The organism is Actinoplanes sp. NBRC 101535, from assembly GCF_030269225.1.
GTDB lineage: Bacteria > Actinomycetota > Actinomycetes > Mycobacteriales > Micromonosporaceae > Actinoplanes > Actinoplanes rectilineatus.
The window spans coordinates 89,217-112,816 of record NZ_BSSY01000005.1 but is presented as its reverse complement, the minus strand read 5'-3'; the positions used below and the strand labels follow the sequence as shown (position 1 = coordinate 112,816).

19 protein-coding genes and 1 pseudogene are annotated in these 23,600 nt (G+C 69.0%); 8 read left to right on the top strand and 12 right to left on the bottom strand.

All coding sequences use genetic code 11. The features are described from left to right. The first annotated feature begins 278 nt into the window (after positions 1-278). Together QSK32_RS15410 and QSK32_RS15405 are read left to right on the top strand one after the other, a co-directional pair. Positions 279-1,586 (top strand): acetamidase/formamidase family protein, encoded by a 1,308-nt coding sequence (locus QSK32_RS15410; RefSeq protein WP_045743795.1) that lies wholly within the window; start codon positions 279-281, stop codon positions 1,584-1,586. 22 nt (positions 1,587-1,608) lie between these two features. Then, positions 1,609-3,210, top strand: a complete 1,602-nt coding sequence (locus QSK32_RS15405) for a xylulokinase (protein ID WP_285472290.1) — start codon at positions 1,609-1,611, stop codon at positions 3,208-3,210. A 106-nt stretch (positions 3,211-3,316) separates the two neighbouring features. Here QSK32_RS15405 and QSK32_RS15400 read toward each other — a convergent pair whose 3' ends face one another. Both QSK32_RS15400 and QSK32_RS15395 read right to left on the bottom strand, forming a co-directional pair. Next, on the bottom strand, positions 3,317-3,682 hold the full coding sequence (locus QSK32_RS15400) for a VOC family protein (protein ID WP_285472289.1): 366 nt from the start codon (positions 3,680-3,682) through the stop codon (positions 3,317-3,319). Positions 3,683-3,752: 70 nt separating this feature from the next. Then, the gene (locus QSK32_RS15395; protein ID WP_052720640.1) at positions 3,753-4,187 is read right to left on the bottom strand and encodes a MarR family winged helix-turn-helix transcriptional regulator; all 435 of its coding nucleotides are present in this window, start codon (positions 4,185-4,187) and stop codon (positions 3,753-3,755) included. Between the two features lie 45 nt (positions 4,188-4,232). On the opposite strand from QSK32_RS15395, the gene QSK32_RS15390 reads away from it, so the two are divergent. Continuing rightward, the gene (locus QSK32_RS15390) at positions 4,233-4,508 is read left to right on the top strand and encodes a hypothetical protein (protein WP_285472288.1); all 276 of its coding nucleotides are present in this window, start codon (positions 4,233-4,235) and stop codon (positions 4,506-4,508) included. Between the two features lie 132 nt (positions 4,509-4,640). Here QSK32_RS15390 and QSK32_RS45505 read toward each other — a convergent pair. The 4 genes and pseudogenes from QSK32_RS45505 to QSK32_RS15375 form a co-directional block, all read right to left on the bottom strand. After that, a pseudogene (locus tag QSK32_RS45505) lies at positions 4,641-5,792 on the bottom strand (RNA-guided endonuclease InsQ/TnpB family protein); the annotation flags it as partial. A gap of 268 nt (positions 5,793-6,060) precedes the next feature. Next, entirely contained in the window at positions 6,061-6,543 is a 483-nt protein-coding gene (locus QSK32_RS15385) for a Rieske (2Fe-2S) protein (RefSeq protein ID WP_045743799.1), read from the bottom strand. Positions 6,544-6,569: 26 nt separating this feature from the next. Beyond that, positions 6,570-7,169, bottom strand: a complete 600-nt coding sequence (locus QSK32_RS15380) for a sugar O-acetyltransferase (protein WP_045743800.1) — start codon at positions 7,167-7,169, stop codon at positions 6,570-6,572. Further along, positions 7,156-8,277 (bottom strand): MFS transporter, encoded by a 1,122-nt coding sequence (locus tag QSK32_RS15375; RefSeq protein ID WP_285472287.1) that lies wholly within the window; start codon positions 8,275-8,277, stop codon positions 7,156-7,158. Before QSK32_RS15375 ends, QSK32_RS15380 begins: the two co-directional genes overlap by 14 nt. Positions 8,278-8,448: 171 nt before the next feature. Between QSK32_RS15375 and QSK32_RS15370 the strand changes: the two genes are divergently transcribed. After that, entirely contained in the window at positions 8,449-9,984 is a 1,536-nt protein-coding gene (locus QSK32_RS15370) for a sensor histidine kinase (protein WP_045743801.1), read from the top strand. Here QSK32_RS15370 and QSK32_RS15365 read toward each other — a convergent pair. Then, on the bottom strand, positions 9,981-10,193 hold the full coding sequence (locus QSK32_RS15365) for a hypothetical protein (protein ID WP_045743802.1): 213 nt from the start codon (positions 10,191-10,193) through the stop codon (positions 9,981-9,983). The two genes, QSK32_RS15370 and QSK32_RS15365, sit on opposite strands and share 4 nt — an antisense overlap. A gap of 22 nt (positions 10,194-10,215) precedes the next feature. Between QSK32_RS15365 and QSK32_RS15360 the strand changes: the two genes are divergently transcribed. Beyond that, entirely contained in the window at positions 10,216-10,920 is a 705-nt protein-coding gene (locus QSK32_RS15360; protein WP_052720645.1) for a class I SAM-dependent methyltransferase, read from the top strand. Here the strand turns inward: QSK32_RS15360 and QSK32_RS15355 are convergent, their stop codons facing one another. Both QSK32_RS15355 and QSK32_RS15350 read right to left on the bottom strand, forming a co-directional pair. After that, positions 10,921-12,420 (bottom strand): B12-binding domain-containing radical SAM protein, encoded by a 1,500-nt coding sequence (locus QSK32_RS15355; protein WP_045743803.1) that lies wholly within the window; start codon positions 12,418-12,420, stop codon positions 10,921-10,923. A gap of 32 nt (positions 12,421-12,452) precedes the next feature. Beyond that, positions 12,453-16,649, bottom strand: coding sequence for a non-ribosomal peptide synthetase (locus tag QSK32_RS15350; RefSeq protein ID WP_285472567.1), 4,197 nt, complete (start codon positions 16,647-16,649; stop codon positions 12,453-12,455). A gap of 543 nt (positions 16,650-17,192) precedes the next feature. Here QSK32_RS15350 and QSK32_RS15345 point away from each other — a divergent pair. The 3 genes from QSK32_RS15345 to QSK32_RS15335 are packed head-to-tail and all read left to right on the top strand — an operon-like array spanning position 17,193 to position 20,166. Next, on the top strand, positions 17,193-18,299 hold the full coding sequence (locus QSK32_RS15345) for an NAD-binding protein (RefSeq protein ID WP_045743805.1): 1,107 nt from the start codon (positions 17,193-17,195) through the stop codon (positions 18,297-18,299). 4 nt (positions 18,300-18,303) lie between these two features. Then, positions 18,304-19,440, top strand: a complete 1,137-nt coding sequence (locus QSK32_RS15340; protein ID WP_045743806.1) for an aminotransferase class V-fold PLP-dependent enzyme — start codon at positions 18,304-18,306, stop codon at positions 19,438-19,440. 6 nt (positions 19,441-19,446) lie between these two features. Then, positions 19,447-20,166, top strand: a complete 720-nt coding sequence (locus QSK32_RS15335; RefSeq protein ID WP_157411146.1) for an HIT family protein — start codon at positions 19,447-19,449, stop codon at positions 20,164-20,166. On the opposite strand, the gene QSK32_RS15330 is transcribed toward QSK32_RS15335, so the two are convergent. Genes QSK32_RS15330 through QSK32_RS15320 form a run of 3 tightly spaced genes read right to left on the bottom strand, consistent with a single transcriptional unit; the run spans position 20,100 to position 23,579 of the window. Further along, entirely contained in the window at positions 20,100-21,200 is a 1,101-nt protein-coding gene (locus QSK32_RS15330; RefSeq protein WP_285472286.1) for a thiamine-phosphate kinase, read from the bottom strand. The genes QSK32_RS15335 and QSK32_RS15330 overlap by 67 nt on opposite strands. Next, complete coding sequence (locus QSK32_RS15325) at positions 21,169-22,173, bottom strand: DUF1839 family protein (RefSeq protein WP_052720646.1); 1,005 nt, start codon at positions 22,171-22,173, stop codon at positions 21,169-21,171. Before QSK32_RS15325 ends, QSK32_RS15330 begins: the two co-directional genes overlap by 32 nt. Further along, positions 22,170-23,579, bottom strand: coding sequence for a condensation domain-containing protein (locus QSK32_RS15320; protein ID WP_285472285.1), 1,410 nt, complete (start codon positions 23,577-23,579; stop codon positions 22,170-22,172). Before QSK32_RS15320 ends, QSK32_RS15325 begins: the two co-directional genes overlap by 4 nt. Between the last annotated feature and the right edge of the window lie 21 nt (positions 23,580-23,600).

Sequence of the window (23,600 nt, the reverse complement as noted above, 5' to 3'; positions counted from 1 at the left end):
GGGCTGCCTCCTCCATGCCGCACGCCGGCGTCCGGCCGGGCGCGGTGGCGCGGGCCGGGCGCCGCGCGCCTCCCTCAGGACAGAGCTCTCCCCGCCGCCGACCATCCAGAATGGTCATCGCCGCAGGTCGATCCGATCATGGAGTTTGCCCGCGAAATGTTACGGACGCCAGCCTTCATGGAAATCAATTTCACATATGGACGGCCGTCCACCCGGTTCACCGGCTCGTCATCGACGCGCGACGCGGGCGACACACGGTCACCTTAGGACTGACGGGCATGGACAAGATCAAGGATGCACTGGTGGCGGCGCTCGGGCGGCGTACCCTCATCACGGCTGTCGCGGCGCTCGGTGCCGGCGTCACCGCGGGGTCCGGACCGGCGATCGCCGGCGGCCGGAGCGCCGGGATCCTGCAACCCGGGAAGGGACCGATCGACGGCAAGCACTACCTGCGGTCCCGGCCGGACGAGGTGCGCTGGGGATACGTGCCGTCCACCGGCAGCGCGCCGGTCCTGCGGATGCGGTCCGGCGAGACCGTCACCGTCGACACCGTCTCGCACGAGGGCATCCTCGAGGACCAGGGCCGCGACCCGGTCGAGTGGTTCCGGCGGCAGGGCGTGAACCGGGACAGCGTGCTCACCGACGCGATCGCGATCGCCCGTGACTACGACCGGACGACGCGGAACTTCGACGTCGACGGGCCGCACGTGGTCACCGGGCCGATCCACGTGGACGGCGCCGCGCCGGGCGACGTACTCAAGATCGAGGTGTTGTCGGCACTGCCCCGCGTGCCGTACGGCGTCATCTCCAGCCGCCACGGCAAGGGCGCCCTCCCCCGCCTGGCCGGCGGCGCGGTGCCCGCCGGGATCACCGAGGCCGACATCATGCCGCCGGTGGAGTCGGACGGCCGGGCGACCGGCGACCCCCGCCGCTACGGCAACGTCTCGGTCTTCACCCCGGTCCGCACCACACGCAAGGGCGCGCTCACCGGCGTCCTGCCCGGCGCCGCGTTCCCGCTGAACCCGTTCATGGGGATGATGGGGGTGGCCTTCACCGACGCGCCCGGACTGACCGACCCGGCCCTCAACTCGATCCCGCCCACCCTCGGCGGCGGCAACATCGACATCAACCTGCTGGGCCGGGGCGCCACCTTCTATCTGCCGGTCTTCGCCGAAGGGGCGCTGTTCTACGTCGGCGACCCGCACATGGCGATGGGTAACGGCGAGGTGGCGCTGACCGCGATGGAGGGGTCGCTGCGGGCCACCTACCGGCTGACGGTGGTCAAGAGGGGCCGCAAGGGCGCGCCGTCGGTGGCGTTCGGGTACCCGTTCGCCGAGACGCCGGACGCCTGGGTGCCGATCGGGCTTTCCGACCCGGACGGCTCGCTGGGCGGCGGACAGGGCACCGACCTCGACGTGGCGATGCGGCGGGCGGTGGTCAACGCCCTCGACTTCCTCGAGCACGACCTCGGCATGCACCGGGCGATCGCGTACGCGTACCTGTCCGCGGCCGCCGATTTCCAGGTCTCCCAGGTCGTGGACCGCACCGTCGGGGTGCACGCGGTGATCCCGAAGGATCACTTCTGACCGGGTGCGGTACAACATGACGATGACTGACACAGAAACCGGTGTGCGTGAGGCCATCGAACAGGGCCGGACCGCCCTCGGGATCGAGCTGGGGTCGACCCGGATCAAGGCCGTCCTGACCGGCCCCGGCCACGAGGCGATCGCGGTCGGCAGTCACGACTGGGAGAACCAATTCGTCGACCGGGTCTGGACCTACTCTCTGGAGGCGGTCTGGGAGGGTCTGCAGGGCTGTTTCGCCGCGCTCGCCGCCGACGTGCAGGCCAAGCACGGCGTCGCGCTGCGGACCGTCGGCGCGCTCGGCGTCTCCGCGATGATGCACGGCTACCTCGCGTTCGACGCCGAGGGCGAGATCCTCACCCCGTTCCGCACCTGGCGCAACACCAACACCGGTGCGGCGTCCGAGGAGCTGAGCGGCCTGTTCGGGTTCAACATCCCGCACCGGTGGAGCATCGCGCACCTGCACCAGGCCGTGCTGAACGGCGAGGAGCACCTGGGCCGGATCGCCCACCTCACCACCCTCGCCGGGTACGTGCACTGGAAGCTCAGCGGCCGCCAGGTGCTCGGTGTCGGCGACGCCAGCGGCGTGTTCCCGATCGACATCGCCACCGGCACGTACGACGCGCGGATGCTCGCGCAGTTCGACGAGCTGGCCGCCGGGCGGGTGCCGCACAAGCTGGCCGAGCTGCTGCCCGCCGTGCTGCCCGCGGGTGAGGCGGCCGGTGAGCTGACCGCGGCGGGTGCCGCGCTGCTCGACCCGAGCGGCACGCTGGCGCCGGGCGCGACCATGTGCCCGCCGGAGGGTGACGCCGGCACCGGCATGGTGGCGACCAACTCGGTGGCACGCCGCACCGGCAACGTCAGCGCCGGCACCAGCATCTTCGCCATGATCGTGCTGGACGGCGAGCTGAGCCGGGTGCACCCGGAGATCGACCTGGTGACCACGCCGGCCGGTGACCTGGTGGCGATGGTGCACTGCAACAACGGCGCCAGCGAGCTGAACGCGTGGGCCGGCCTGTTCGCCGAGTTCACCGCGGCGCTGGGCATCGAGCAGGACAGCGGCACCGTCTTCGAGACCCTGTTCAAGGCGGCGCTGAACGGTGCCCCCGACGGCGGCGGCCTGATGGCGTTCAACAACCTGTCCGGCGAGCCGATCACCAAGCTGCACGAGGGCCGTCCGCTGTTCCTGCGCGAGCCGGGCAGCACGCTGAGCCTGGCCTCCTTCATGCGGGTGCAGCTGTACGCCGCCCTGGCGACCCTGCGCATCGGCATGGACGTGCTGCAGAAGTCGGAGAACGTGCAGCTGGACCGGATGTTCGCGCACGGCGGCCTGTTCAAGACCGAGGGCGTCGCGCAGAGACTGCTGGCCGCCGCGATCGACACCCCGGTGTCGGTGGGTGACCTGGCCGCCGAGGGCGGCGCGTGGGGCATCGCGGTGCTCGCCGGTTTCGTCACGCAGCGCTCCGCGGGCCAGAGCCTGGACGACTTCCTCACCACCGCGGTGTTCGCGGACGCCCGCCTGGACACCGTGGCGCCGGACGCGGCCGACGTGGCCGGCTTCGACGCGTTCATGACGCGCTACGTCGCGGCGCTGCCGGTCCAGCAGGCGGCGGTCGACCACAGCTGAGCACGACGGGCGGCGCCGGGCCACGCCGGCGCCGTCACCGTGGACGCCACGCGGCCCGACGAGGACGAGCCGAGGGCGGGCGGCGCCACCCCGGGCCCGGGCCGGTTCAGCGCTTGTCGTGGACGGTCACCGCGTACCCGTTGAGGTCTTCGAAGGTGAAGGTGCGGCCGAACGGTCCGTCGATCGGGGCGGTGACGATCCGGACCCCGGCCGCAGCCAGGTCGTCGTGCAGTTCCTGGGCGTTGTCGGCGTGCAGCCAGAGGGCGACGCCGAGGCCCGGCTGCCCCGCCGCGAGGTCGGTGCCGGGGACCGGCTCGCGGACCGCGAACGGGATCGGCTCGGTCGCGAAGACCACGGCGTGCGGCGGGCTGACCGGTGCGCGGCGCAGGCCCAGGTGCTTCTCGTAGAAGGCGGCGGTCGCCTCCAGGTCGCGGGCCTGCAGGGAGTAGAAGTCGAGTCCGGTGACGGCCATGGTGATCTCCTCAGACGTACGTATGTCAGGATCCTGACATGCACCACGCTATGTCAGGATCCTGACATCGTCAACTCAGTGCCCGCACGCACGCCGCCAGATCAGCCTGCAGGCGCTCCCTGCCGCCGTCGCTCAACGCCTCGGTCATCCGGCGCTCGACCGCGGCGACCGTCCGGCTGGCCTCGGTGAGGACCTCCCGGCCGGCATCGGTGAGCCGGGTCGGCAGCGCCCGGCCCTGCGGGGCGGACGACGCCCGGGCCAGCAGGCCGCGCTCCTCCAGACCGAGCAGCAGCGCGTGCATCGACTGCCGGGTGACGAACACGCCCCGCGCCAGCTCGGCCGCGGACAGACCCGGTCGCTGCCCGAGCAGCTCCAGGCAGGAATACTGCGGAACGGACAGTCCCAGCGGCCGCAGCTCCGCGTCCATCGCGGTCCGCAGGGCCGCCGCGGCCTGCTTCAACGCGTACCCCACCGACAGATCGAGATCGCCCACCCCAGAAGTCATGTCAGCATCCTGACATGGTTTTGACACGGTTCGTAGGGTGGGCCGATGCAACAGAGCGTTCCCCTGGGCATGACCCAGGCACTGGCCATCTGGATCGTGGCCGCCGCCGGCCTCCTGCTCGTCCCGAACCCGGTCGCGGCCGGCGCGTTCCTCGGCGGGGCACTGCTGGCCTGCCTGATCCTGGGCGCCTGGCACCGGCGGTCCGGGCGGGCGGACACTTCGGTGGGCGCCTACGCCGGCCTGATCCTGTGGCCGGTCACCCTCGGCCTCACCCTGCTGCTGATCAACGTCGCGTCGACGTCGACATCGTCCTTCGAATGACCTCCTCTGTCCCCGGGAGAGGGCAGATACCCAAAGACGGTCAGCCGCGCTCTGGGTGGTTGACGTTTCACAGCCCGCAACTTCGCAGGCTCCGCGTCCCGACACGGCAAGCCCTGCCGCGTTCACGATGTTCACGGCGGCGTTCGTATCGGCGTGACCGGCCCAGCCGCATGACGTGCAGACGAACGCCACACCCTTACGGGACTGCCGATCTCGATGTCCGCACGCCGAACACGTCTGCGACGTGTACGCGGGCGGGACCTTCAACAACTGCCCGCCCCGTTCCACCAGTTTGTATGTCAGCATCTCCACCGTTCGGGCGTGCGCCTCGTTCAACATCGATCGGTTCAGCCCGGCCTTCTGCCGTACATTGACGCCCTGAGTCAGGGTGGTCCCCTTCGCGGAACGGACCATGGTGGAGACCCGCAGGTCCTCCACCACCACGATGCCGTATCGCTGTGCGATCGTGGTGGTGGTCTTGTGCTGCCAGTCGCTGCGGCGGCGCTTGATTCTCGCGCGGGCCCCGGCGATCTGGCCGTACGTACGGCGCAGCCTGTTCGACGTCTTTTCGAACGGCTTACTACGTTCCCGGTTCTGCCTGGCCGCTTTGCGTTCCAGCCTGAGCAGCCGTTCGGCTTCCTTCGGCCTGATCCACGCACCGTGGGTCTGGTCCTCACCGTCCGATAAGGCCAGAGCGACGTTGATGCCCCGGTCGATACCGACCGCAGGGCCTTCGTGCCGGGCGGGCACCGGCGACTCGACCTCGGTGCGGAACACGATGTGCCAGCCGAGGACGTCTTTGACGATCCGGGCACCGGTGATCCGGCCCCGCTCTCGTCCGGCGCCGGGAATCGGACCGGACCAACGGAACCGGACGACGCCGATCTTCGGAATCCTGACCTGACCGACATGCCGGGACAGGCGGGTCACGGCGAGTTCGCCGCCCTGCGGGACATCCACCGCCATCCGGGACCGGATGCGGCTCTTGAACTGCGGGGCGCACGCCCGGCCTTTCCAGCAGTTCCTCCACGCCGTGACATACGTCTTCAGGACCTGCTGCGCGGCCTGAGCCGGGAGAACGGCCAGCCAGCCGATGTCCTTACGGGCCTGCCGGATCGCCTCATCGGCCTGCTTCAGAGCCGACCGGCGGTTCCTTCCACCCCACGTCCACCAGGCGTGCAACAGGTTCCACATCGCCCGCGCGGCATGACCCTGCTCGTCAAGGGCGGCAACCTGCCCGCAAGTCAGGACCAGACGGCGAACATACCCGCGATTGACGTTCACGCCTTCGGGTCCTTACGCCATGAACGTTCCCACCGGGTCTCCACGCACTCCCGGAGCGTCACGGCCGACACGTCCCCGACGGACAACACGACGCAAGGCGGTACCCAAGACTGTCCCCTGCCCCACAATCCGTCCGGTATCCGGCCACGCATCGAAATATATGTGCGCAGCCCATCCGATGGAAAAAGATCACCCTTCCGAGCAGGATTTTACCTGCCACCGAAGCGGCAGCACTCTCGCCCGACTTCGGCAGAAGGCCCGCGCACCCTCAGGCCTTGACGATGTTGCCGCCGGACTCCTCGACGCTGATCTCGGCCAGTGCCTTCGTCGCCGGGCCGCCGGTCGGTTCGCCGGTCGAGCTGGAGAACGTGCTGTTGTGGCACTTACAGGTGATCGTGTTGTCGGCGACCGAGGAGACCACGCACCCCTGATGGGTGCAGATGTTGCTGAACGCCTTGTACGTCCCGGCCTCTGGCTGCGTCACCACGTAATCGGTGGTGATCACGCCGCCCTTGACCGGGACGTCGGCGGCGGCGGTGATGACCTCGCTGTCGCTGCCGGCCGCCGCGCTCGCTGTCGCTGCGGCCGACGCCGTCGCCGTGGTCGTGGCCGTCGCTCCGGTGGTCGTGCTGGCCGTCGTCTCCGACTCGGTGCCGGAGTCCGAGCCGCATCCGGCCAGCAGCGCCCCGGCCCCGGTCACCCCAGCGGCCATGTGCAGCATCGCCCGCCTGTCGACGCCGTTCATAGTCATCCCCCACCCAGAAAGTTGCCCGAATTCTACCGAATTTCACCGCTGGCGGGAGCGGAATCGGCGTCGGTGATCTCGCGGACCACCCGGCACGGCGTGCCGTAGGCGACCGTCATCGGCGGCACGTCCCGGCTCACCACGCTGCCCGCACCGATCACCGCGCCGTACCCGATCGTGACGCCGGGCAGGACCACCACGTTGCTGCCGATCCACACCCTGTCCTCGATGGTGATCGGCCGGGAGAACCGCCGGAAGTCCTCCCGCAGTGCCGGGTGGATCGGATGTCCGGTGGTGGTCAGCGTGACGCTCGGGGCGATCATCACGCCGTGACCGATCCGGATCTCGACGTCGTCGACGAAGGTCAGGTTGACGTTGCCGAAGAAGTCGTCGCCGAGGTGCACGTTGCTGCCGAACCCGGCGTGGAACGGGGAGAGCAGCACGGTCCGCTCGCCGGCCGACCCGAGGATCCGCTCCAGCAGCGCCCGGCGCCGGTCCGCGTCGCCGGGCCGGGTGCTGTTGTACTCGAAGATCAGGTCGGCGCGGCGCAGCGGATCCTGGAAGGACGCCTCGGACTCGGTGTAGAGGTGGCCGCGCCGGATCCGGTCGAGCACCTCGTCATGGTCTGCCATGCGATTCATCGTCGACCATGAACACCGATGCCAGCGGGAGACATGCGGTCAGCGCCGCCAGCGTCAGGAATCCGGCCGGCCAGCCGTGTCGCTCGACGGCCACGCCGACCAGCGGGGCCGCGACCGCCAGTCCCAGGGCGCTCGCCGAGTTGATCCAGGTCATCGCCTGCGTGTAGACCGCGGCGGCGGTCACCTGCTGCAGCCGCACCGACAGCGGCACCACCACCAGGCACACCGCGCCGCCGACCAGCGCGTACCCGATGATCATGGCCGGCAGGCCGGGAGCCGCCGCGAGCGCCACGCACCCGGCGGTGAGCACCACACCGGCCGGCAGCGGCGACCGGGGCCGCATGACCATCCCCACGATCATGCTGACCACCCCGCCGGCCGCCGTGATCACGCCGGCGAGCGCGCCCGCGTCGTGGGCGAGGGCAAAAGCGGTCACCCCCACCCCGATGCCGCCGAAGAAGAAACCCAGCGCGAGGTTCGCGGCGAACAACACCAGGAAGTGCCGGTTCAGCAGCCGGCGGTCCACGATCATCCCCGGCGACATGCCGCCCGGGTCCGGCTCGCTGACACGTGCGGTGATCAGTCCGGCGACACCGCCCGCCACCAGGGTCACGGCCACCGCCAGGCCCGCCCACGGCACGACCGTCGCGCTGAGGGCGGTGACCAGCACCGGTCCGACCAGGAACGTCAGCTCGTTGAGGACCGCTTCCAGGGACATCGCCACCGGGACCGTCCCGGTGCCGTCCAGCAGGCACCGCCAGCGCGCGGCGGCCAGCGCACCCACCGGTGGGGCCGTCGCGCCGACGACGGCGGCCACGCCGACCGCCGCCCATCCGGGTGACATCACCAGGGCGACGGCGGCCATGACGAACACCACAGTCGTCACCGGGACGACCCGGAACTGTCCACAGCGGTCGATCAGGCGACCGACCTGCGGTCCCACCAGCGCATCGGCGACGGCGAACGCACCGGTGGCGGCGCCGGCCCGGCCGAACGAACCGGCCGTGCCCTGCACCGTCCAGAACACGGCGAGGCCGGTCATCGCCACGCCCCAGCGGGCCAGGGCGGCGGGAAGGAAGAAGCGTAAAGCGCCGGGCACCAGGAAAAGGGCACGGAAATGTGAAAGGCCTGTCATCAGAACGGAGACTCCAACGGCGTGGAAAGCCGCGAGCCGCCAGACAGGCCGGACTGGGACGTCAACTCGCCGCCCGACCATACCGCTGGTATAACCGACGGACCGATGCGGGTTCCGGCGAGGAGACAAGAGAATATGACCTGGTTGCATCTGCGCACCTGGACGCTGCGGCGCCGAGTCGCGGTGCTGTTCACGGTGGCCGGTCTGATGCTGACCGGGATCGGTGTCCTCGCCGCCGTCGCCACCGCCGACAGCAACCGGAACCTCGACGTGATCCTGGAGAAGACCGGGCCGATGCGGGTGGCCGGGCAGCAGCTCTACGCCGCCTACCTGGACCAGGAGACCGGTGTGCGCGGCTATGCGCTGAGCCGCTCACCGAACAATCTGGAACCCTACGAGCGGGGCGTCGCCGACGAGCAGCGGCTGCTGAAGCAGATCGAGACCCTGAACGCCACCGGCGGCCTGGCGGCCATCGATCAGGACCTCTCCACGGTACGCACCAGAGCACTCGAGTGGCGCACCAGCGTCGCCGAGCCGGTGTTCGCCGCGACGGCCTCCGGCGCCGGAGGGGTCGACGAGGCGGTCGGCACCGCCCGTTTCGACACGCTGCGGGCGTCGGTGGACCAGCTGCAGCTGGACATCCTGGTGCTGCGCAACCAGGCGGCGGACGACGCCAGGCGTACCGGAGCGGTGCTCGTGGCTCTGGAGATCGCCGCCGCGGTGATCGTGGTCGTGGTCGGTGGCCTGATGCTGCTGCTGATCAACCGGCTGATCACCCGCCCGGTGGTGGACCTGGCGATGCAGGTCCGGTCGGTGGCCGGCGGCGACTACGGCCGCGAGATCCTCAGTTCCGGGTCGCCGGAGCTGCGCAGTCTCGCCGGTGACGTGGACGGCATGCGCCGGCGGATCGCCACCGAACTGACCGAGGTCACCGAGGCCCGCGAACAGGTGGTGGCCGCCAAGGAGGAACTGGAGCTGAAGGCCGCCGAACTGGCCCGCTCCAACCGGGACCTGGAACAGTTCGCCTACGTCGCCTCGCACGACCTGCAGGAGCCGCTGCGCAAGGTGGCCAGCTTCTGCCAGCTGCTGCAGCGCCGCTACGCCGGGCAGATCGACGACCGCGCCGACCAGTACATCGCCTTCGCCGTCGACGGCGCCCAGCGGATGCAGCGCCTCATCACGGATCTGCTGGCCTTCTCCCGGATCGGCCGGCTGACCACCGGGTTCGTGAACGTGGACCTCGGTCGTACCCTCGCGGTGGTCGCGCAGCAGCGGGACGGTGAAGCCGACATCCGGTGGTCGGGCCTGCCCACCGTGCACGGCGAGGAGCCGCTGCTCACCACGGTCTTCGTCAACCTGATCGGCAACTCGCTGAAGTTCCGCCGACCGGACGTGCCGCCGGTCGTCACCGTCACGGCGGACCGCGACGGCGACATGTGGCGGGTCAACGTCCGCGACAACGGCATCGGCATCGAGGCCGAGTTCGCCGACAAGGTGTTCGTCATCTTCCAGCGGCTGCATCCGCGCGAGGCCTACGAGGGCACCGGCATCGGCCTGGCCATCGTCAAGAAGATCATCGAGTACCACGGTGGCCAGATCTGGCTGGACCTCGAGGTCGAGGAGGGCACCTCGGTCTGGTTCACTCTCCCCGCCCCACCCGCGGAGCCCTAGGAACAGATCGGCACCGGCGTCTCCCAGGCCGCGTTCGCCTGCCACTCCTCGGCGGTCAGCTCGCCCACCTGCCCACACAGCACCTCCACCTCGTGCAGGAACGCGTAGGCGTCCCAGAAGACGACGGTGCCGTCCGCACCGGCGCCGGACAGCGTACCCGGAACGCTGTCCGGCCCGGCGGGACCACAGCCTTTCATGGTCATCATCATGATCGATGGATAGGATCGGCCCATGACCTCCACAGCTCGATATGACGAGGCCGCAGATCTCTACATCGCCGAGGTCGGTGAGAAAGTCACCGACGGTGGCACCGCCGGGCTTCTCGACCTGGCCGGCCAGGTCGACGGACTGGACATACTCGACGTGGCCTGCGGCCACGGCCGGATCACCCGCGAGCTTGCCCGGCGGGGCGCCCGTCCCACCGGTGTCGACCTCTCCGCCACGCTGGTCGAGCGGGCGAGGAAACAGGAGGCGGCCGAGCCACTGGGCATCGAGTACCACGTCGGTGACGCCGCCGAGGTGGTGGGCTCCTTCGACATGGTCGTCTGCAACTTCGGGCTGTCCGACATCGATGATCTGGACGGTATGCTGGACGGCACCGTGGGTGCGTTGCGGCCCGGCGGCGCGCTGGTCTTCTCCATCCTGCACCCGTGCTTCCCGGGCTGGGGATCCGGTCGGTCCAGTTCGTGGGCGCCGCAGACCGGATACCACACCGAGGGGTGGTGGCGGAGCGAGGCGGCCTCCTCCAAGATCCGGCAAGCCGTGGGGGCCAACCACCGCACGCTTTCGACCTATCTCAACGCACTGGTCGATCACGGTTTGATCGTGGACCGACTGGCCGAGCCCCTCCCTCCACCCCACTGGCTCGACGCGGACCCTGCTCGGGGGACGGTGCCCATCTTCCTGGTGGTACGGGCCCGTCGCCCTCGACCGTGATCAGGCGAGAGCGGCCTGCAGGCCGGTGATGCCCTGCCAGTCGGGCTCCGGCTCGTTAAGCTCGGTCACCAGCCGGATCTGCCAGTCCGAGACCTCCTCGTAGCTCATGTTGAGGGTGTCTGCGCAAGCGGTCCAGAAGCCGCCGACGATCGCCGGGTCGGTGAACCGCACCAGCCCGGCCCGTTCGAGCTCGGACGCCTGCGGTGTTCCCGGAAGCGGACGGATCGCGTACGGGGTGATCCGGAACCGCAGATCGGGGTTGATGTCCCGGAGTTCGTCCCTCAGCCGGCCCACCGAGTCCAGCAGCGTCTCCATGGTGGCGTGGCTGTCGCTCGGCAACCCTACGATCACGCCGTAGTTGATGTCCGGCACCCCTGCTCGCACGATGGCGCGCATCATCGCCGCGTGCTCCTGCCAAGGCAGCAGCTTCTCGTACGATTCCTGGCCGAGCAGCGGACGCTCGGCCGGGATGTACGCCTGGGCGCAGCCGACCCGGCCGTCCCACCCCCACACGGCCTCGACCATCTCCAGGTCGGGCCGGCGGTCGCCGCCGCGCTTGCCACGGCCCAGCGTCGCCTTGCCGAGCTCGATACCGTTGCCCCACAGGATGGGGAGCTGTTGTTCACGGGCGTCCCGAAGGATGGCGAGGACGTCGTCGCGCCCGTTCGGCCACAACACCCGGCCGAGGAACTGGTCGGACAGGATGATGACGGACTTGGCACCGGCGTTCCGCTGCGCCGCCAGCCAGTCGTGTGCCCGTTCCGGGCCCGAGGCCCGGTAACCGATGCGATAGGTCGGTGTCTGGCAGAAGCTGCAATGGCGGTCGCAGCCGACATCGAGCATCACCCCGGCGACCGGTTTGAGCTCGTCACCGATCGGCGCCTCCCAATAGCTGGTTCCCAGGGTCTGCGAGACCATCCACGGTTTCGGCAACGGCCAATCGTGCGGATCCATCGGCGGCCGTCGATTCTTGTGGACGGTTCCGTCCGGAAGCATCACCCCGGTGAGTCGTTCTACCGGCTGACCCAGCACATACCGGAGCACGTCGATGTTGGCAGCACCCGACTTGTCCATCACCACGGCATCCGCACCGGCATCCAGGTAGAGCCGGGGATTACCTAGCGCCTCGGAACCGCCGACCACGACCTTCGCACCCCCGGCGTGCAGGAAGGCGACCACCTCCAGGGCGGGATCCCGCTCCTGAAGATAGTTGACAGTCACTCCCCACACGTCGAACCGGGCCGGGTCCAGCGACTTGACCGACGCCCCGACGGCGATCTTGGACATCATCCGCGAGCGCCATCGGACCTGCCCGTACTCGTAGGCGTCGTCGGCCTGTTTCATGTTGACGATCGCTGTGTCGAATCCCGCCGCGTCCAGAAGCGCGGCCAGGATCTGCTTGCTGGCCAACGGTTCCGTCTTGCGGAAGGCTGTCCAGTTGAGCCCATTCTCGTCAACGAGTTTGAGGGCCGGTAATTCGACGAGCCCGACTGACGCCACGCCGCCTCCTCCGTTATCAGTCGTCCACGCGGTCACTGCCACGCGTCGTGCTCGATGACCGAGACCACCCGGTTCAGCACGTTCGCGGCCGATCGGTCGTCCAGCAGGCCGCCCTCGACGTCGAGGTGCAGGACGAGGTCCTTCCCGACGATCTCGCCCCGCAGGTTCACCGGGTACAGCTGCCGTTCGGGTGTCTGGATGGTCAGCGTGATCCGGCTCCCGCCCGCCGTGACCGGTTCGGGCATCGGCTCGAGCTCACAGACAAAACCGAACGGCACCTCGTTCCAGCCTCTGGTGGGCAGGGCGGCAAGCCTGGTGATCTCCGCCAGCGGCAGCAGCCCGTGATCAAGCGCGAGGATGAGTTCGTCCGCCACCTGACGCTGATAGGCCACGGCGTCGTCCCCGGGCCGCAACCCCAGCGGGACCATCCCGGCGAAACAACCGAGCTCACCGTGGCCGCCGGCCATCTCCCGGCTTGACATCGGCACACCGGCCAGAACCGGTCTTCCGTGCAGAACGGAACTCATCGCCTGTCCGATGGCCGCGATGAAGACGGTGTACGGCGTCACCGAGACGGCTCGTGCCCGTGCCTCCAGCAGGCTGGCGCCGCTCTCGACGTGCCGGGAGGTCCGCCGATTCCCGGAGCGGCCCGCCGGTGGCCTCGGAAGACCCTGGCAATCGTCGAAGGTTCCCCGTCGCGCGGACCAGAAGGCGCGATCACCGGCTGCCCGCTCCATCTGGAGCCGCCTCTCGGCGAGCAACGCCGCCGCCGGCCTGAAGGCAGCGGCGTCACCCGCGCCGACCGCCCCGGTCGTGTACGCCGTCACGAAGTGATCATGCAGGGTGCGGATCGCGGAATCGTCGACACTGATGTGGTGCACGACCCCGTAGACCTCGATGGCCTCCGGTCCCGTTCGGCGCAGGATCCACCGGGCCGGTGGTTCAGCCGCCAGCTCGAAGGGCCGTACCAGCAGATCCGGCCAGTCCGCCGGAGCCCGCTCCAGCGGGACAGCCGTCAGGTCGCAGGGCTCGGTGCCGGGCAGCACCGTCGTCGCGCCGGTCGGTGAGATGGTGGTCCGCAGGATCGGATGCCTCTCCACCACGCGGTCAATGGCGGCCCTGACCCGCCGGGGGTCCGGATCCCCCTCGAACAGCCAACGAAGGACCACTGTCATCCGCTCATTGCCGGCGATGTCGAGGTAGGTCTGGGCTAGGATGGCACGTTGCCCGATCGAGAGCTCGGGTGTGGACCTCCGCTGGGCGCGGACATCGGGGAGTTCGGGACGGCCGGCCCGCCCGCCGTCCGGCGAGAGACCGGCGACCGCACGCGGGGTCCGGGCCCGGAGCACCTGACCGGGGGTGATCGACCACCCCCACCGTGACCAGAGCAGTCCCGCGAGCCGGGCCGCGTCGAGCGAGGAGCCACCGAGCCGAAGGAAGTCGTCGTCCGGCTCGACCGGAACGTCGAGCAGCCCGCCCAACAGCTCGATCACCAACTCCAGCGGGGAGTCCCGCATCCCGGTGTTCGGGGCGGCGAGCGCGTGCGCCGCCCCCGTCACGTCGGTGCCGGTCGGCGGCCCCTGCGACAGACCCGCTCGGTCGACCTTTCCGCTCGTGGTCAACGGGAGCTGGTCGACCACCCGAACCCTGGCCGGAATCATGTGTGCCGGGAGCCGCGCCGCCAGGAAGGACCAGATCTCCGAACCCATCATCTCCTCGGCCACCGCCATCCATGGACGGGTGGCGAAGAGATCGGGTTCGGGGCAGTCGCGAGCCAGCGCCGCCCAGTCGTGCCGGCCATCCGGGTGGTAGGCGATCAGCAAGGCGCCTCCGTCGAGATCCGACGGGTCGAGCGCGACGGCTGTCCCCGGCCACGCGGCGACGGCGTTCCGGAGGTCGACCGGCGCGATCGGTGTTCCGGACCGGCCGGTCTCGGGTGTCAGACGGGCGTTCGGGATGCCGCGCAGCGCAGCCGTGGCACCACGCCGGGCCGCATCGGCCGCCCACGACGCCACCGCGTCCACGGTACCGCCCGCCGCCACGTAGTCGGTGATCCGGTAGCTCCCGGTGAACGGGGTGCCCCTGGTCAACGTCACGTCGTAACGAAAATCGGCGATCTCGTTGTGCGCTGTCAGGAGCTTGGGCTGGACCCAGACGGCGACCGGTTCCTCCTGCTGCGCGGCCCACACGGCGAAGAATCGTGGATCGACACAGAGTTCGGTGCTGGTGGCCAACCGGCGGCCGGCGCTCATCCGATCGTGACGGACACCGGCACGGGCCATCAGCAGAGGCAGCAGTGGCAGGCTGCGGACGTCGGCGACCACCAATGAACCGCGGGGGGAGAGCAGACCGAGCCCCTGGGTGAGGACATCGGTGAGATAGCCGAGGGACGGAAAGTACTGGATCACCGAGTTGATCACCGCGCAGTCCGGTGACCGCAGTGCTCCGTCGACGGTGAAACCCCGGACGATCGCGGCCTCGACATGGGCAGACCGCAGTTCGTGGGCGAAGCCCCGGACGAAGGACGCTTTGTCCGACCGGGACGCGAACATCCGGCGCAGTCGTGGAATCGCGGCCGGCGTCGGCTCCACTCCCACGTAACGGTCCAGCTCATCGCCGATCGCGTAGAACATGTCACCGGTGCCGCACCCGATGTCGAGAACCCGGCGGGCGCCCACACCACGGAGCAGGTCGGCGGAGGCCTCGAGCCACTCGGTCATCTCCGCCTTGCTGATCGGTGCACCGTCGAAGAAGCTACGCCACAGGCCGAAATCCGGCTCCGCGTCCTCGTCTGGCTCCGGCATCTCGGTGAACTCGTTCTCGAAGAGACGCAGCCAGTCCATCAGCAGAGTGCCGGTGTGCGGTTCCGCATCGCTCCCCGCGTCCGGGCGGGTGACTTGCACGAATGCCCACAGCGTAGGTGCGGACGCGGCACCGCCGACGGTGACCGCGGCGCCCTTGACCGCCGGATGTTCCCGGATGGCCGCCTCGATCTCGCCGAGCTCCACCCGGTTTCCGGCGATCTTCACCTGACTGTCGATCCGGCCCCGGAAGTCAAGGGTGCCGTCCGCCCGGCGGCACACCAGGTCACCGGTCAGGTATGACAGCTGGCCGGTGACCGCGTCCACGCCGAAACGGGCGTTCGACGTCTCGCCGGCGTCCAGATAACCCGCCGCGACCTGCGGACCCAGAAGGCACAGCTCGCCGACCTCCCCGTCGGCCACCAAGTCGCCGTGATCGTCGAGAACCCGCACCTCACAGCCGGGAAGCGGGCGGCCGATGCTCACCGGGTCGGTCAACTCGTCGCCGGGCCGCACCTGATGTGCAGTGAACCAGACCGTCGCTTCGGTCGGCCCGTACATGTTGTAAAGCTGGTCACAACGCCGGATCAGGCGGGCAGCGGTGGCGGCGGGCAGTGCCTCGCCGCCGACCAGCACGCGAATCCGATTCGGCCGAGACGGCAGTGTCACCAGTTCCGCAGTGGACGGCGTCACCTGCAGGAGGGTCGGCTGCCCGGTCCCGAGCAGCGCCGCAAGCCGGCCGGTGTCGAGTGCGGCGAAGGTGTCCAGCAGATTCACCCGGCGCCCCGCTGTCAGCGGCCAGAAGAGTTCGAGAACCGAGATGTCGAAGGTCAGCGCCGTCGTCGCCAGGGTCACCTCGTCGTCGACCGCGCCGATAGCCTGTTCCGTCGCCGCGAGGAAGGCCACCACGTTGTCGTGCGTGACCATGGTGCCCTTGGGCTGGCCGGTACTCCCCGAGGTGTACATGATGTAAGCCAGGTCGCGGGCCGGGCGGCCGACGCCGTCCGGCTCGGTGATCAGACAGGCTTGCACGGACGAGCGGGCCCCGGCTAGAACGACCTTGCGCGTCACGGTGAGGTTCATCTCCGCCACCGTGTCGTCGTCGTCGACCAACACCCAGCGAAGGCCGTGGCGGGCCGTCTCCGCGAGGATCCGTTCATTTCGTATACACGGGGCCGCCGCGTCCAGCGGGACGTAGCAGCCGCCTGCCCGCCAGACTCCGAGCAGGGCCGGAAGAAGAGGAAGGCCGCGCCGCAGCGCGATGCCCACCGGCTCGCCCGGGCCGACCTCCAACGCGGCCAGCGCCGCCGCGAACACACCTGCCTCGTGCCACAACTCGGCGTAGGTCAGTTCGGCGTCGGAGCACTCGACCGCCACCCGACCCGGAAACCCACGAACGGCCACATGTATCGACTCGTGCACCGACATATCGTCGTCCACTCCCCCATTAGGCCGTCTCGGCAACTATTACTCGGCCGAGCGTCCCGGACCATGCTAAGCGTTGACGACACTCAATAAAAGCGGTTGTCGTCAAATATTGAACCGCAGTTCTCGGAGCGGGGCGGCCGGCCCACGACCGAGATCCACTCCTGACGCACGCGCGAGGACGGACCAGAACTGTGGTTAAGACACTGGTAGACGTCGGTCATTTCATGATCAACTTAAAAATCGACACTCGGACCTAGATCGAGTGCATCCTATGTGTGCTAGTCTGACCAAGGTTCCAAGCCATTTGGCCATTCAGCCTTGGGACAGGTTCGCTCCCGAGACCGGAATGAGTCGCTTCTACGGGGGGACAGCCGTGGCGATCGGCAGCACTATACCGTTGTTGCACATCTCATTAACCGCAGCCACCACAGTGGAAGACGTTGTCGAATGAGCACAACGGTCGCGGTCAAGGATTTTCCTGTCATCAATGCGGTTGTCCGTGAATTGCGCTTGCCCGAGGATCAACCGTTCCAGAAGTGTCTCGTGCTCGCCGTACAGCATGTACACAGCTCGATGCTCGCGCTCCTCGCCGGGCTGCGGTGCGGCGGCGCCGACCCCGCATCGGTCACCGTGGTCGGCAAGTCGTACTCGACGAGACTCCCGGCCGTGGAGGCCCTCCGGGCCGCCGGTGCCCGGGTGGTCGACCCGCTCCGGATGGCCGATCCACTGCACAGCTACGAGGACGAGCTCGCGGCTCAGGTCACCAGCACGATCGCGGAACTCCGCCCCCGGCTAGGCGCCGGAACCGGCCTGCTCGTCATCGACGAGGGCGCCGTAGCGACGAAGGCCCTGCTGCAGACCGGGGACGCCGATCTCCTGTCGCGGGTCCACGTCGTGGAGCAGACGACCCGCGGGGCGAGATGGACCGAAGCAGCGGCACCACCCTTCCCTGTCGTGGACGTCGCCCGATCGGCCGCCAAGGCGGATCTCGAGGGCCCGCTGGTCACCGCCTCGATGGTGGACGGCCTGTCGATGGCCTTGACGGCTTTGAACCATCGTCCCGAACGGATCGGCATCGTCGGGTACGGCCGGATGGGTGCCCGGCTCGCCGGGCTGCTCTCCGCGGACCACGCGGTCGTGGTCCACGACACCGCCGCGCAGAACCTCGCCGCGGCACGCGCGGACGGTCGCCGGGTGCTCGAGCGCGACGCACTGTTCGACGAGGTCGACGTGCTGATCGGTTGCACGGGCAGTCCCATTCTCGATGCCGGCGACCTCGCCGCGGTCACCCGTCCGCTGGTCCTGGTGAACGGGGCGTCGTCGGACATCGAGTTCGCCGTGTGGCGATACCGCACCGCTGCGGCGATCCTGCCCGGCTCGGGCGGGACGGCGGACCAGCCCTGGCTCAACCACTACGCGGTCGGGCCGACCAGCCGGCAGGTGTTGGTCGCGGGCGGGTTCCCGACGAACTTCCACCTCCCCGGCGAACCGATCTCCCCGCAGGACTTCCAGGTCACCCGGGCGCTGATGCTCGCCGGTGCGACACAGACGATGAATCGGTCCGAGCCCGGTCTCGTACCGCTGGACGCGGCAGCGCAGGCAATCGTCGCTGACGCGTACGGGCAGGTCACGAGCCTCTCGGGACGTTGATGAAGTGATCTATCTCGACTACGCCGCGACATCACATCCGAAGCCGCCCACCGTACTGGCCGCGATGACCGACTATCTGGAGCGAGCCGGCAACCCAGGACGTTCGGGGCACCGCCTGGCTCAGGCCGCCGAGCAGGAGATCTGGGCGGCGCGTGAAGCCGTCGCGGGACTCCTCCACGCCGGCCAGCCCGACCGGGTCGTCTTCACCGCCAATGCGACCACCGCGCTCAACATCGCCATCGCCGGCCTGGTCCAGCCCGACACCCGATGCCTGACCTCGGCCTTCGAACACAACTCGGTAGTACGGCCACTCCACGCCCTGGCCGAGACCGGAGTGACCACCACGGTCGTCCCGCCGGCACCTGACTGTCCCCTCGACCTGAACCGCCTGGAGGACGAACTCCGGCGTGGCGGCGTAAGCCTCGTCGTCGTATCCCACGCCTCGAACGTGACCGGCACAGTCCTGCCCGTCACCTCGATCCATGACATCACGACGAGGCACGGCGTCCCGTTGGTGCTCGACGCCAGCCAGAGCGCCGGCCACCTGCCCGTCCAGGCCGCGGACGCCGAGGTTGTCGTCTTCGCCGGCCACAAAGGGCTGTTCGGGCCGCAAGGCACCGGTGGAATGCACGTCTCCCCTCGGGTCACCGTCCGGCCGCTCCTGCACGGCGGCACCGGAGGCCGTTCCGAGCTGCCCCGTCAACCGCGATGGCTGCCTTACGCCCTCGAGTCCGGGACGCCCAACGGCGTCGGCATCGCGGGCCTCAGAGCCGGCGTCCAGTACATCCTCGGCGAAGGCATCGCGAACCTCGCGTCCCGGGAACGGGTTCTTCGAGACAGGCTGGCCGACGGGCTCCGGGCGCTGCCCGGCATCCGGCTGCGGGACTGGCCGTCGACGGAGGCGCCGGTGCCGGTGGTGTCCGCTACCTTCGACGGGCTGCCGCCTGGCACCGCCGCCATGCTCCTCGAGGAGCGGTACGACGTACTGGTCCGAGCGGGCCTGCACTGCGCACCCGCCGCTCACCGGACCCTGACCACCATCGACGGCGGAACGGTGCGGTTCGCCCTGTCACATCTGACGAGTGAGGCCGACATCGACACGACGATCGGTGCGGTGGCCGACCTCGCGAAAGGGGAGTGAGGTGCCTTGACCCAGTTCTCGGCATCCTGTGTGTTCTGTCAGCAGTCCGACCTGACCCTCTGGCGAAGTTCCGACCTGTGGATGCTTCTGGACCCGGCCCCGATCGTGGAGGGACATGCGCTGATCTGCTCGGTGGAACACTTCCCCTCGGCCGCCGATCTGTCCGACCGGGTGAGCGCCCGGTTGGAGGAGGCCTCCGCGTGGGCGCGCGACCTGTACCTGGCCGAGTACGGCGCCTTCGCGATGTTCGAACACGGCCGCACCGGTCACTGCGTCCGCCGGAACCCGCACGAGCAGATCTGCCATCACGCACACGTGCACGTCCTCCCTCTCCCCGGCGATCTCGCCGATCACCTGACGCTGAGCCAGCAAACCGGCTGGGAGTCCTGGTCCGACCTCGCTGAACTGGCCGGTGAACTGGATGGTTACCTCGTCCTCGAAACCGTCTCCGGACGACGGTTCTACCCGGTCACGCGCCCTCTGAGCCCGCATTTCCTGCGGACCCAGGCAGCCCTGCTCGCCGGAGACGTGAGCCTGGCCGACTGGGAGCACGCCGTCCAGGCCCCTTCCGCGTCGATCAACGTCGGCCGGGCCCGGGAGCGGATCCTGGCGTGGGCGGGCCGCAAGAGCCTGCCCACGGACGCGCTCTGGGCCGACGGTCAGGCTTCGCTCAAGGCGCGGACGATGTCGGACGTCCACCGGCCTACGATGTCGGCCTCGCCGTAGGGATCCCACCACAGCCGGGGCAGGTCCAGCACCGTCCCGTCGAGGCGGCGCCAGGAAAGACGAGGTTCGACGGTCACCTCCCCGATGCGGTACAGCGGCCATCCGCATCGGGCGAAGATCTCACTGACCTTCTCCCAACTCGCGGCCCGCACCGTGTATCCATGCATCCGCGGTGTGTCGAATCCGTACTCCAGGCACAACACCTGCGGGGGTACGCCGAGCAGCGCCGCGCACTCGGCCAGGGCCGGAGGCACCGGCACCGATCGGGCATCGATCACCGCCCCGAGACCGTTGCGCACTCGTATGGTGTCCAGGAATTCGATCAGGCCGTCGGTGAGGTCCATACCGGAGGTGATCTCGCCCGGTAGCATCCGTACCGTCTCCCGCACCGCCTCGGCAGGACCGAGGGGCATCAGGTTGTACTCCTCCAATTCCGCACGAATCGCCGGCGACAGCTCCGCGAACCGGCCGTTGCGGTGCAGGAGATGACTGGCCCAGCCCAACCCGATGGGCGTGGTGACGGCGACGACGTCACCGGCCCGGGCGCCCTCCCTGCGGATCATCCCCTCCGGTGAGACCGTTCCCCAGCACATCGCGGCCGTCTCGAAACGGTCGTTGGCGTCGATGTTGCCGCCCTCGATGACCACACCGTATTCGGTGAGTACATCCGTCATGCCCTGATAGAAATCCCGCACGTCGTCGATGGCGATGTCTTTCGGCAACGCCAGGTCGAGCGCGAACCCCTGCGGCTGGGCGCCCATCGCTATCACGTCGTTGCAGGTGCACGCCGCGGCCCAACGGCCACGGAATCGCCAGGTGGAATTCGGTGGAAGCGGCCGGTCGATAAGCCCTGGGTGATCAATGGAGTAGACGATGTTAGGCAGTCCGGGAATGCCGAGACGTTCGCTCAGTTCGATCACGACACAGTCGTCGATCTGATTCTCACGGGCTGTTGTCGCATAGTCGGCGAGAACCGTCCGGATCAATCCCTTCTCGCCGACATCACTGAGCATCGGTCGTTGATTCACGAACATTCCTTTCGGTATTGATCAACATTCGGTGCCACGCAGCGACGATTTCCGCATAGGTGGCCGTTCCGTCGAGTCGTCGCCCGGTGGCCGTTGCCCTCGCTGACTTCATGATGAGTCGCTTCGCACATCGGGATATGGAGTCGCACGCCTCCGCGATCAGTTCCGGGTCACCGGGAGCCGCCGCTCCCAGCCATCGGAGGAATTTCGCTGCCAAAGCGCACCCGGCGCCGAGTTGCCGCAGAGTGACGAATGCATAGTCACCGAATCCGGTCTGGCCGGCCGCAACGATACGACGGATCTCGTCGTCGAAGGCGGTGACGAACCGCGACATCGCCTCCGCCCGGTCCGGTGCGCCGCCGGCCTCGAGGGCGAGCCCTCCGGCCAGCGCACGGAGTTCGGCTTCCGGCCGGCGCCGTACCCGATTCAGTTTGACCAGTTCGAGATAGGGCGGCAAGTGCCCGGCGGGCGGCTCGCCCACGCCGAGCCGGAAGAGGCCGTCGAAGTCCTCGTCGTACACCGTGAAGCAGTCCGCGTTGTGGAGATAGCGGGCGGTACGGGCGGGCAGGTCGACAGCGACGACGGCCACGGTGGTCTTGCTGTGCGTCCGATGGTACGTGGTCGGGGTGTCGGGCAGGTGATAGGCGTCGGCTTCCATGATCATGATATCCCCGCGGCGCAGGTGCCGGCCCGCCTGTTCGGCCAACGACCCGTACGGCGCCAACTCGATCACGTCGATGCCGTACAGCATCTGCAGGTCGGCCACCGCAGGTTTGAAGAAGGTCCACTGATCGCCCTCGAAATCCAGACGAAGCGCGGCGACGAGGACCGGATACGGATCCAGCCCCAGCCCGTGCAGCAGTTCGACCCAGACGTCGGTGTAGCAGTTCGCATCGATCCACTCGCCGTCCGGATCACGGTGCAGAGCATGGTTGCGGTGGACACCGGTGAAGGACGGATGGACGGCGGGCCCGGTCACGGCGCGCCCACTGTGCCGAGCAGGCTTGCCAGCGTGACGTCCGGACGTCGTGTACCCGCGTCCATCAGCGCGGTGTATACGGCCAACAGGTCGTGGGCCGCGGACTCGCTGAGGGCCCACTCGCCGTACCCGAGGCGGACGTCGGCTCCGTCGTCATCGATGAACACCGTCATCATCACCGGCGTTTCGGTGTCCTTAGCCCGCAGCTGCGGCCATGGGCCCAGTTCCAGTCCTGTCATCAGCACCGGTTCGGGGACGGCCTGACGATACGCGGCAAAGAAGGTGTCGATCGGTGACTCGGCCGGATCGAGCAACGGCATCTCCCGGGGTGTCATGTGCTCGATCGGCATGGCTTGATGGACATAGGCAGCCGCAACACTTCTCTCCGCCAGGCACACAGCCGATCGCAGGGTCCGCGACGCCGGCTCCACCACGGCCACCGGCAGGACGTTGGCGAGCAGCCCGACCATGTCGGCCAGCTCGGCGCGGCCCCGATTGACCGCGGGAATGCCGACGACCACGTGCCGTTGCCCCAGACAGCCCTCCATCACCGCCTGGTAAGCAGCAAGATAGACGGATATCGACGAAACCCCCTCGGCGGCGGCGAATCCGTCCACCCGGGCGGCCACCTCGGCGGAGACACGGCACACGACGCGCCCACCGGAGTGGTCGTCCGCCGAAGGCCGACGGAACGGATGGGCCCCGAATCGCCGGAAAGCCGGGTCGGCGAGCACCGACCGCCAGTACCGCTCGTAGGGCACCGCAGCCGCGGACCGCATCCAGTCGCCCTGCCAGCGAACGAACTGGTCCAGCTGGACGATCGGCCGGTCGTCCCGGACCGGGCCGCCGTCGAGATACTCCGTGTAACAGCGGGCCACCTCGACCAGGATCACGCTCAACGACCGCCCGTCGAGCACCAGGTGATGTCCGACGACCAGCATGATGTGGTCGTCGGGACGCCGCCGGAACACCACCACCCGGAACGGAACACCCGCGGTCAAATCGAAACGCTCGGTCACGGTCGCGGCCAGACGGCGGTCCACCATCTCCGGGGAACCGCCGCTCAGATCCTCGTACGTGATCCGCCCGCCCCCACCCACGGTCCGGACCCGCTGTCGTGGCCCCTCAGGAGTTTCCTCGAAGGCCGTCCGCAAAGCGTTGTGCCGGCGCACCACCCGCTCGACGGCGTACTCGAGGGCCGGGCGGTCGAGCACGCCCAGAAGGACGACGGGTGCGGCCACGTTGTTGGCGAACCGACCGTCGGCAGTGGTGAGCTCCCGATGCCACATCCGCATCTGGGTCGCCGACAGAGGTATCGGTCCGCACACCGATTCGCCCGGCAACGACGGCAGGCCGCGCTCGAGCCGCAGCTGCTCCCGCAGGTGACGGCGGGCGGAGTCCCACACGTGACGCCTCCTCAGGTCTCG